Genomic DNA, 1381 nt, shown 5'->3' with positions numbered 1-1381 from the left:
TCCAGAACCACCGGGTCCGCGCCCCCCACCGAGCGCCGGGCCAGCACGCGCTGGCGGGTGGCCAACAGGCGTTCATCGCTGACCGGCTTGAGCAGGTAATCGACCGCGCCCTGCTCGAAGGCGCTGATCGCGTACTGGTCGTAGGCGGTGACGAACACCACCTCGGTGCGCGGACTGACGCTCTGCAGCGCGCGCGCCACATCGATGCCGCTGACCCCGGGCATGCGGATATCCAGAAATGCCAGCGCCGGCTGGTGGGTCTCCAGTGCTTCCAGCGCCGCGGCCCCATCCTCGCAGGCGGCGACGATGACCAGCTCCGGCCACAAGCGCGCCAGCTGGTCCAGCAATGCCTGGCGCAGCAGTGGCTCGTCTTCGGCGATCAGCGCATCAAGAGGCATGCGGCAGCTCCGGGATGAGCGGTGCGACGGCCGGTGCCGGTGCCGGTGCCGGTGCCGGTTCCAGATGCTGGCACGGCAGGCTGATGGTGGCGGCCATGCCGCTGGGGAAATTCGACACCAGGGTCAATGACGCATCGGCGCCGCAGCTCACGCGCAGGCGTTCACGCAGGTTCTTCAGGCCGATCCCGGTGCCGGTGCTGCCGGTCGCCATACCCTGGCCGTCATCGGCCACGGTGACGGTCAGCCGGCCGTCCAGTTCGCGCGCCAGCACCCACACCGTGCCACCGCCGGATTTCGGCTCCAGGCCGTGCTTGATCGCGTTCTCCACCAGCGTCTGCAGCGACATCGACGGCAGGGTGAGGTTGTGCAGCGCGTCGGGCACATCGATCTGCAGGGTCAGCCGGGCGCCCATGCGGATGCGCAGGATTTCCAGATAGGCCCGCACCCGTTCCAGCTCCTGGCCCAGCGTGGACAGCGACTGGTCGATGCCCGGCAGCGAGCTGCGCAGATACTGGATCAGATGGCCGAGCATCTGCTCGGCGCGTTCGGGATCGCTGCGGGTGAGCACCTGCGCGTTGGCCAGGGTGTTGTAGAGGAAGTGCGGCTCCACCTGCGCGTGCAGCAGATTCAGGCGGGCGACACTGAGTTCCTTCTCGGCCTCGGTGCGCGCGGCCTGCTCGCGTTCTTCGCGCCGCTGCCGGGCAACCTTGCCGCTCAGCGCCTGGGTGACGGCCTCGGCGTTCTCGTAGTTGCTGCCCTCATCGAGCAGCAGCAGGTCCAGCCAGGCGCCGGCATCGGGTTCGAACAGCAGGGTGACGCTGCAGGTGTCGACGCCGGGGGTGACGCGCGCGGTGATCTGGTTGTGTTTGATCGCCAGCCGCGCCAGCGGATTCCAGCGCGATGGCGGCCGCTCGCCATAGGGATCGGCGCGGCGCTGGGTGGCGCGCAGCTGCAAGGTGCCCACCGAGCGCTCCAGCCGTTCG

2 protein-coding genes are annotated in these 1381 nt (G+C 69.3%); both read right to left on the bottom strand.

The window, feature by feature from the left end; all coding sequences use genetic code 11:
• Positions 1-398 (bottom strand): LytR/AlgR family response regulator transcription factor (locus JCM9942_RS15890; RefSeq protein WP_157722993.1); only part of this gene is annotated, 398 nt, incomplete at its 3' end.
• A partial coding sequence (locus JCM9942_RS15885) for a sensor histidine kinase (RefSeq protein WP_157722992.1) occupies positions 388-1381 on the bottom strand: 994 nt, incomplete at its 5' end. The genes JCM9942_RS15885 and JCM9942_RS15890, both read right to left, overlap by 11 nt.

It is taken from the genome of Stenotrophomonas pictorum JCM 9942, assembly GCF_001310775.1.
In the GTDB taxonomy this organism is placed as follows: domain Bacteria; phylum Pseudomonadota; class Gammaproteobacteria; order Xanthomonadales; family Xanthomonadaceae; genus Stenotrophomonas; species Stenotrophomonas pictorum.
Note: the sequence above shows the minus strand (reverse complement) of the source record. Positions and strands in the feature narration are given on the sequence as shown.